The organism is Nostoc sp. ChiQUE01b (assembly GCF_034531255.1).
Taxonomy (GTDB): domain Bacteria; phylum Cyanobacteriota; class Cyanobacteriia; order Cyanobacteriales; family Nostocaceae; genus Nostoc.
The window spans coordinates 48,009-57,050 of record NZ_JAVRBM010000062.1 but is presented as its reverse complement, the minus strand read 5'-3'; the positions used below and the strand labels follow the sequence as shown (position 1 = coordinate 57,050).

Genomic DNA, 9,042 nt, shown 5'->3' with positions numbered 1-9,042 from the left:
TTTATTCTTCTACCACTTTTTTATGCCGTATTTATATTTCGGATAGGTCTAATAGACCATTTGTAGAGACGCGATTCATCGCGTCTTTACCCAAGGATGTATTGCAATCATTAATTGAATTGGTATAATCAAGCAAAAATGATATAACTCGCATCAAGACTACCGCAAAGATCAGCATCTGTGCGGTAGTTCTAAGTTAACCACTATTAAAGTAGAACAAAAACAGCCAAATCTAGCTTAATTTGCATATTTTGAGTTATCCCCAATTCTAGAAAGCTATTGAAAGTTTTTGGATTTAACTAACCCATTGCTTGCACCACAGTTAGCATGAAATTAATCCGTTGCTCAAATTCTAGATTTTTGATCAATGCGACAAATTCATCCGTTTCACCAGGTAGTTGATAGTCAGACGGAACTTGAATGATGGTTCCATTGTCCATTCCTTGTGCCAGCAGCAGCCAAACGTCTAATCTGGAATTGGCACTTAGAGCATTATAGGCTTGGCTTATCTCGTTAGCTGCACCATTAATAATATCGCGTTGTGCTTGCAGTTGCTCTTCTTTAGACAAGTCCAGAAATCTGTCAAACACTGCTTTAGCAGGAACTTCTATCCTTTCAGGAGGTGCAGGCTGTAGCTGCTCTTTAAGATCCAAATAACCGAACCAAAGTAAGCCTAGCTGAGTGTCTACATCAAAGCGTTTAAAATTTTCTAAAGCCGGTTTTGTTGCTTCATCAACTGTGTAAGTCATAAAAAACTCCAACTAAGTTAAGGGTATTCTGATTTCCTCAGTTACTTACTGAGCAAATTTGCTTTCAGTGCTTCATACAACTTAACGAACAAATACAGATAGATAACCCTACTTAGGGTAGGTATAGGACTTATTACATAAGACAGATATAGATAACTGAAATTGCTAGTTACAAAAATGCCTGCTTCGATGTATGAAAAGCAAAGATAAATGTTAAAACTTAAAGTAGCGTCTGTGACAGGAAGCGATCGCTTGAAGGGGTTCCTGATTATAATGCAATAGTACGCTTAGAAAAGCAAACTTAATATTAACGCTTTCCGACTGCGACGTTCAAGTTAACATCACTCCAAAACTTGCAGCCATGTCTGTTGCCAAAGATTTTGAAACCCCAGAAGATGTTATATTTCCACCAGGGGATTTACAAAGTAACGAACCACCATTGGAAACGTATCTACATTTGCAGCAAATGCTGCTATTAATAAAATGTCTTGATTGGTGGTGGCGAGACCACAATCGCTTTAATGACTACTTTGCTGCGGGGAATATTAGCATTCATTACAGTCCACGCCAGCGTAAATCCGAAGACTTTCGGGGGCCAGATTTCTTTGTCGTTTTAAATACTGAACGCAAACCCCGTGATAGTTGGGTTGTTTGGGAAGAAGACGGCAAATATCCGAATTTGATTATAGAACTGCTTTCAAAGTCAACCGCAGCGATTGACAAGGGCTTAAAAAAACAAATTTATCAAGATATCTTTCGCACTCCTGAATATTTCTGGTTTGACCCCAAGAATCTAGAATTTGCTGGGTTTATTTTGGTGGGTGGTATGTATCAACCTATAGAACCCAACCCACAAGGATTGTTGTGGAGTCAGCAGCTAAGTTTGTACTTGGGCGTTCATAAAAATCAATTACGCTATTTCAATGCAGAAGCACAGTTAATGCCCACACCAGAAGAAATTGCCCAGTGGGAAGCGGAACACGCCCAACAACAAAGACAACGTGCTGAACAAGAAAAGCAACGTGCTGAACGCCTAGCAGCAAAACTGCGAGAATTGGGTATTGACCCAGATACGATTTAAAGTATGTAAATTTGCTTTAAAAATCATGTAGCCGATCGCTTGAAGGAGTTCCTGATTATAATGCGATCGTGTGTCTGGAAAAACAAACCTAGATGTTAAAACTCAAACTACTGCTACGGTAAGTTTTTATCACCCATATCACCCTAAAACTTGCAGCCATGTCCGCCGCCAAAAATTTTGAATTCCCAAATGATGTAATATTTCCTCTAGGGGATTTATATAGTGACGAACCACCTTTGGAAAGTGAATTACATCTACGCCAAATAATTCTGCTATTACAATCTTTGGAATTGTGGTGGCGAAATCGCAATGACTTTTACGCTGCGGGTAATCTAACAATTTACTACAGTCAACGCCAGCGGAGATCAGAAGAATTCCGGGGTCCCGATTTTTTTGTAGTGCTGGGATGTGAACGCAAAGTTCGTAAAAGTTGGGTTGTTTGGGAAGAAGACGGGAAATATCCCAACATAATTGTAGAGTTTCTCTCGGATTCTACAGCGGCAATTGACAAGGGTTTGAAAAAACAAATTTTTCAAGATATCTTTCGCACACCAGAATATTTTTGGTTCGATCCCAATAATTTAGAATTTGCTGGCTTTATCTTGATTGGCGGCACTTATGAACCGATAGAACCTAATCCTCAAGGATGGCTGTGGAGTCAGCAATTAAATTTGTACTTAGGTGTTTATGAACATAAATTGCGCTATTTGACTGCGGAAGGAAATCTAATTCCCACACCTGAAGAAGCCGCCGAACAAGAACGACAACGTGCTGAACAAGAACGACAACGCGCTGAACAAGAACGACAACGCGCTGAACAAGAACGACAACGCGCTGAACGCCTAGCAGCCAAATTGCGAGAACTGAATATTGACCCAGAAAATTTCTCGTAAATTAATCTGAAAATGTCTTTAATGCGTGAATTTTGAATTTTAAATTCAGGACTTACGCAAAATACCTCTCAAACTCTTATTACTCCGTTTCGCGCCAGTTGCTTCTCCCTTGGCGCTAGCCTCTCCCTTTGGGAGAAGGGGAGACGCGCAAGGAACAAGTCGGGGAACCCGCCCAAGGCACTGGCTTCTCTGTGCCTCTGTGGTTCGATTTTCCGTTACCTGTGCGTAAGTCCCAAAATTATTAAAATGCCAGCCCTATAAGCATAATTACAAATTAGAATCATTTATTCTCGACAACTTCTAGACCTGTCCTAGCTACTGATTTAATATCAACATTCTGATTGTTTAACAGCACTACTATAGTAGTTTTTTCATTGGGTAAATATGCAAGCAATGTTACAAAGCCATAAGCTGTACCACTATGTCCAATTGCTTTTGCTAAAGGAGATGAAAACCGTTCTACACCCAAGCCATAGCTATAGTCTGCGCCATTATCTTTAAATTTCAGCATTTCTTTTATCATCTTTGAGGAAAGTAAGGTTTTTTTGACAAATAACGCTTTGGCGAACTTGGCTAAATCCTCTGCTGTTGAAACCAATCCACCATCTCCCAAACCATTACCATCATTGACTTCGGCGTAGCTATCTAGCTTACCATCTTTATTGCGATCGCCATAACCTGTAGCGACTTCTCCAATTGTCGGTTCGCGCAATTCTGTGAAGGTATGTTTTAATCCTAATGGTTTTAAAATCTGACTGCGAATTGCTTGGGCGAGAGTTCCCCTAGTGATATTTTCAACAATCAGTTCCAAAAGAATATAGTTGCAATCAGTATAAATAAATTTTTCTCCGGGATTTGCCTGCGGTTGCTCTTGATACATATACTGAATAGCTTCTCTGGCTGTCCAAGGCTGTGAGCGACTTCTTTTTTTCGTAGCTTGAATAAACTCTTTTGTTTCTAGATATTCAGCAACACCACTGGTGTGGTTGAGGAGTTGACGAACTGTAATTTTGTCGCTGTTGACAATATGAGGACTAATATCTCTTGGTAAATAGGTTGCGATCGCTCGATCTAATTCTATCTTCCCTTGTTCCACTAATTTCAGCACAACCACCGCCATAAAAGTTTTACTCATACTGGCAATAGAAAAACCATCTGTGGCTTTCATCCGGGTTTTACTTGACAAGTTACTCACACCAGATGCTCCCAGCCAAGAACCTTTAGGTGTAGTAATATACATAACTGCACCAGGAATGTTCTGTTCTACAATTATTTCATTTAAAAGTTTCTGTAGTTGAGAACTTTTTCCTACGGTGGAGGTAGATATCACTTGTTTAGCAAGAGATTTTTCAATTACTCTGTGACTAATGTTATTAGCCACTAAATATCCTGTAAAACCAAGGGAAATCACAAAGACTACTGCAAATAAAATTTTGCTGAAAGCCAAAAGTTTTAGGTTCATTTTACTTCCTAAACAGAAACATAGCCGATTTAGCTCAACTGCACAAAGTAATTGGTAAGCATCAACCTGACATCTGACATATAAATAGCATTACTTTGTTTCCAGATTAGTATCAAAATTTCAATTCACCAACTTTCACAAATATGAGGATGCCAACTAAAAGTAAGACCAAAGCCACTGTTTGGCTAGTGGAAAAAGGTCAAGTACGGACTCGTTTAGACCAACTTACCACCGAAGAACCTTTAGAAATTCGTCTTGTTCCTTTCCAGAAGACGGTAGCTGTAACAATGCGGACACCAGGGGCAGATTTTGAACTAGCTGCTGGTTTCCTCTACAGTGAAGGAGTCGTTAATAGCAGAGAAGATATTCGACGTATCAGCTACTGCGTAGATGAATTAGTAGATGGTGAACAGCGCCATAATATTGTAAATGTGGAACTACGGGATGGGTTGATTCCAGACTTACAGCCTTTGGAGCGTCATTTCTACACAAGTAGCGCCTGTGGAGTGTGTGGTAAAGCTAGCCTTGAGGCTTTGCGTCTGCGGGGATGTCCAGTAATTTCTTCTGGGCCAACGGTAAAACCTGAGATCGTATACAGCCTACCAGATAAACTCCGGGCTGCTCAAGGTATTTTCACTGCTACAGGGGGTTTGCACGCTGCGGCTATCTTTGATGCTCAAGGACAACTGTTAAATCTGTGGGAGGATGTTGGGCGACACAATGCATTGGATAAATTGATTGGTACAGCTTTGCTCAGTGACGAATTACCTTTAAATAATTGTATTGTCCTGGTTAGCGGACGCTCTAGTTTTGAGATTTTGCAAAAATCTACAACTGCTGGAGTTCCTATTGTTTGTTCTGTTTCCGCTCCCAGTAGTTTGGCGGTATCTGTCGCCAAGGAATTCGGGATTACCTTAATTGGATTCCTGCGCGGAGAACGGTTCAATGTTTACACTGGTTTACAAAGAATAAACGCTGCTTAAGAACACTTTTGTAGTGGTGTGGCAAGACTAAAGTAGTGCATTAGCTTTACTCTTGTGGAATGGGCGTCTCGCCATTGGTAAACCGATGTCCCGCAAGGAACTGAAGTTCCTTGCTAATAGCTAAAGTCATCTCAAGATGACTAGATATCACCAAAAATTTTTAGTCTACTGAAGTAGACTGTCTTCTATTAGCCTGGGAATTGATGAGAAGACGGGTGACGAAGCCAACAGATAAGCCATTTATAGCTGAAGTTGACACCAATGGCGTCTAGCCCGCCCGGTGCGGGCTAGAGAGCTTACACTACAAGAAAATTTATTGCGTAGCGGTAATTCATGAATTACCGCTACTTTCGTTATGTTTTGCGTAAGTCCTAATCTATTGGGAATTTAACTTTTTAACAAATTCGGTGGGTTTAAGTCCCCCGGTTCTATAACCGGTAAGTATGTTAGGTGGGGTCTAAATCCCCATTACAAAACGTAATTGCGAATTGCTCTCTTCGTAGCGTTAGCGAGTCTTCTCCCAAGGGGAGACGCCAAGGGCGAACGAGCGTCATTGCGAATTGCGAATTGGTTTAATCCAATCCCACAGAAAACAATTTACCAACTTGTGCCAAATCTACATTTCCACCGCTGATGATCACACCAATTCTCGCCTCTGGTGCTGTCACCACACCTTCGAGTAAAGCAGCGGCGGCGAGTACTCCAGTTGGTTCAACGACAATTTTCAGACGTTCCCACAAGAAAAACATGGTGCGAAGAATCGCCTCTTCCGATACTGTCACCATATCATCGACGTAATGCAGCACTAAGGGAAAAGTAATTTGACCAAGGTTAGGAGTCCTGGCACCATCGGCGATGGTATCAGGATTATTGACAGTTTGCAGCGTTTTGGTGTGAAAAGAGCGGGTAGCATCGTCGGCAAGTGCTGGTTCTACCCCGATTACTTTACAATTGGGTAGAAGTGCTTTGGCTGCGATCGCACACCCAGAAAGTAATCCACCACCGCCACAACAAACTAATAATAAGTCCAATTCACCAACTTCTTGGATCAGTTCTAAAGCAGTTGTTCCCTGTCCGGCGACTACATGGGGATGATCGTAAGGGGGAATGAGTGTCAAAGAGCGATCGCGTGCTAAATTTTGAGCTAATTCTTCTCGGTTTGTTTCTTGGCGATTGTACAAAATTATCTCTGCACCATAACTACGAGTAGCAGTTTGTTTGACAACAGGTGCATCATCAGGCATGACAATAGTGGTGGGAATATTTAGTAATTGTCCAGCTAAAGCGATCGCTTGGGCATGATTTCCCGATGAATAGGTGAGAACGCCTGTTTGTTTTTCTGCTACCGATAGTTGGGCTAAGGCGTTGTACGCACCTCTAAATTTAAATGCCCCCGTGCGTTGAAAGTTTTCGCACTTAAAGAATACTTGGCTATTGGTGCGATCGTTAACGATTCTAGAAGTCAGCACGGGTGTGCGGTGGGCAATCCCCAAAATTCGCTCTTGTGCTGCTTGCACGTCAGTTATATTAACGGAATGATTCTGTGGCATTGATGAGGTTATTAAATATTCTTGCTGTTGTTTATATAGATACAGTTTTTTATATTTGCGTTTAATATCCTTGATTGAAGCATACTTGTTTCAGGTGGATAGCATCATTTATTGTCTGCATAGAAATAGCTACAGCAAATATTATATATTGCTGTAGCTAAATTTATAAAACTTAAATTAATTAATTCACATTCGCCATTTTTCTAGCATGAATAAAACATCTGAAAGTCGGCAAAAAAAAACTGCTCTAATTACAGGGGCGGCTAGTGGCATAGGCTATCAATTAACCCAGATTTTTGCTCGTCATAGCTATAATCTTGTGTTAGTAGATAAGAATGAACAAAAACTTACTGAAATTCTAGATGAATTTCCCCAAAAATTTGGCATTTCCGTGAAAATTTTTGTGAAGGATTTATCTATTCCCACATCCCCAGAAGAAATTTTTACAGAACTACAGCAAGCATCCATCAAGATTGATGTGCTAGTTAACAATGCTGGCTTTGGTACTTATGGAGCATTTAATGAAACAGACCTCAGCATTGAATTGAAAATGCTACAGGTAAATATGGTCAGCTTGACTCATTTAACTAAGTTATTCCTCAAAGATATGGTCGAGCAAAACTATGGAAAAATATTAAATGTGGCCTCAGCAGCTGCTTTTCAACCAGGGCCTCTAATGGCAGTTTATTTTGCTACTAAAGCCTATGTATTATCATTTTCAGAAGCGATCGCTAATGAATTAGAGGGCACAGGTGTCAGCGTGACTGTTCTTTGTCCAGGCCCAACAGCATCGGATTTCCAACAAAATGCTGCAATGGAAGATTCAAAGATTGCTAGCGTTAACAGAATGATGGATACGGAAACCGTCGCTAGAATTGGTTATCAGAGTTTAATGAAAAACAAAACTGTTGTTGTTCCTGGGATGAGAAATAAGATATTGAGTGAAAGCGTCAGATTTACGCCCAGAAATTTAGTAACAAAGGTTGTTAGAAGTATGCACGAACTTAAAAAAAATAGGTAGTCTTGCGGCAGGGGAGGCAGGGGAGAATTTTGGAAGTTGCTAGATTTAGAAATGTAATTTAGCCAGCACAATTGCTTAGAGGTTGTTTGAAAAGTGGTCGGCTGTGATATTAGGCACTTATTGATCCCCCCTAGCCCCCCTTAAAAAGGGGGGAAACGGAATCAAAGTCCCCCTTTTTAAGGGGGATTTAGGGGGATCTAAAAGTACTTGATACATCACTAAGGACTTTTCAAACATCCTCTTAGTCATATATCCGCCCGGTTGACGGGCGGAGTATTATTAATTAAAGCGTGGGTAGTTTATGAAAACCCGATCAACAGATTCTTTCGTCTAAAAAATCCGTTGATCGGGTTTAGCCGTTTGCAAAAAATCGTCTCAGATTACGGTCTATCTACTTTGATAGTTCTGGTGTGAAAAGAATGTGGCTTTCACCAACGCTATCAAATGCAGGTATAGACCAGCGAAAGTTTCCTGAAACCGAGCAGTAAATTTATGTTGCGTTTTGCTCAACTGCATTTTGTTTCTCACTATACTTCCTAACAAATAAAGCTAATGTGTTTTCAAGTTGTATTAACTGGGCGCTAAACCCCAATCCTATGGTGCTCAAGCCGGAATTTGGAATGACGATTAGCTTAGTCCCTTTTGTTGAAGAGGTGTAAAATGGCTGACTATCGAATTCCTTATTCTGATCCCAATGATCCTCTAGCAGTCTTTCAATACGATACTGCCATAACAGGCACACAGTTCAATAATCGTCTGCAAGGTACTAATTCTAGCGACCTTATCCGAGGAGGTGCGGGAAACGACACGCTTCTTGGTGGTAATGGAAATGATATCCTAATAGGCATAGGTAATTATGGAGCAACGGACAGAGATGTTTTAACAGGAGGCGGAGGAGTTGATATATATGTGGCTGGCGACGGTTACGCTAACTGCTACAACAATCCTGCTGCAGATGCCATAATAACAGACTACAACTCGTCGGAAACTATCGTCATAAATGGTGATAGTGAGTTAAAGTTCGAGGCTAAATCTGTTGCAAATGTTGGAACCTCATTTCCTGATCTGATAATATATGCGGGCAATTTGTCTCAAGTTATTATTCAAGACTTTGGAAGTAGCAATAACATAAATTTCTTTAATACAGACTACGTAGGGGAGAACGATCTTGGGGGTGTCTTCCTAGTGTAGAGAAACCTCTTTCTCTCTGCACACGTACAGGGTTATATAGGAATCATATTTGATTTCTGAACAAAATTAAGTACTGTAGGGTGCGTTAGGATGAAATCCGTAACGCACCATT

Annotated in this window: 8 protein-coding genes; 5 read left to right on the top strand and 3 right to left on the bottom strand. The window is 40.6% G+C overall.

The window, feature by feature from the left end; all coding sequences use genetic code 11:
- Nucleotides 1–299 precede the first annotated feature (299 nt).
- The gene (locus tag RMY63_RS30035) at nt 300–749 is read right to left on the bottom strand and encodes an orange carotenoid protein N-terminal domain-containing protein (protein WP_322732212.1); all 450 of its coding nucleotides are present in this window, start codon (nt 747–749) and stop codon (nt 300–302) included.
- Nucleotides 750–1,110: 361 nt separating this feature from the next.
- Here RMY63_RS30035 and RMY63_RS30030 point away from each other — a divergent pair, with 361 nt between their 5' ends.
- Both RMY63_RS30030 and RMY63_RS30025 read left to right on the top strand, forming a co-directional pair.
- On the top strand, nt 1,111–1,830 hold the full coding sequence (locus RMY63_RS30030) for a Uma2 family endonuclease (protein WP_322732211.1): 720 nt from the start codon (nt 1,111–1,113) through the stop codon (nt 1,828–1,830).
- 158 nt (nt 1,831–1,988) lie between these two features.
- On the top strand, nt 1,989–2,723 hold the full coding sequence (locus tag RMY63_RS30025; protein WP_322732210.1) for a Uma2 family endonuclease: 735 nt from the start codon (nt 1,989–1,991) through the stop codon (nt 2,721–2,723).
- A gap of 280 nt (nt 2,724–3,003) precedes the next feature.
- Here the strand turns inward: RMY63_RS30025 and RMY63_RS30020 are convergent, their stop codons facing one another.
- The gene (locus tag RMY63_RS30020) at nt 3,004–4,185 is read right to left on the bottom strand and encodes a serine hydrolase domain-containing protein (RefSeq protein WP_322732209.1); all 1,182 of its coding nucleotides are present in this window, start codon (nt 4,183–4,185) and stop codon (nt 3,004–3,006) included.
- Nucleotides 4,186–4,328: 143 nt separating this feature from the next.
- Here RMY63_RS30020 and fdhD point away from each other — a divergent pair, with 143 nt between their 5' ends.
- A complete protein-coding gene (fdhD, locus tag RMY63_RS30015) occupies nt 4,329–5,168 on the top strand; it encodes a formate dehydrogenase accessory sulfurtransferase FdhD (RefSeq protein ID WP_322732208.1) in 840 nt (279 codons plus the stop codon).
- 572 nt (nt 5,169–5,740) lie between these two features.
- On the opposite strand, the gene RMY63_RS30010 is transcribed toward fdhD, so the two are convergent.
- On the bottom strand, nt 5,741–6,718 hold the full coding sequence (locus RMY63_RS30010; protein WP_322732207.1) for a threo-3-hydroxy-L-aspartate ammonia-lyase: 978 nt from the start codon (nt 6,716–6,718) through the stop codon (nt 5,741–5,743).
- Nucleotides 6,719–6,926: 208 nt separating this feature from the next.
- On the opposite strand from RMY63_RS30010, the gene RMY63_RS30005 reads away from it, so the two are divergent.
- On the top strand, nt 6,927–7,739 hold the full coding sequence (locus RMY63_RS30005) for an SDR family oxidoreductase (protein ID WP_322732206.1): 813 nt from the start codon (nt 6,927–6,929) through the stop codon (nt 7,737–7,739).
- Between the two features lie 660 nt (nt 7,740–8,399).
- Complete coding sequence (locus RMY63_RS30000) at nt 8,400–8,930, top strand: hypothetical protein (protein WP_322732205.1); 531 nt, start codon at nt 8,400–8,402, stop codon at nt 8,928–8,930.
- The last annotated feature ends 112 nt before the right edge of the window (nt 8,931–9,042 follow it).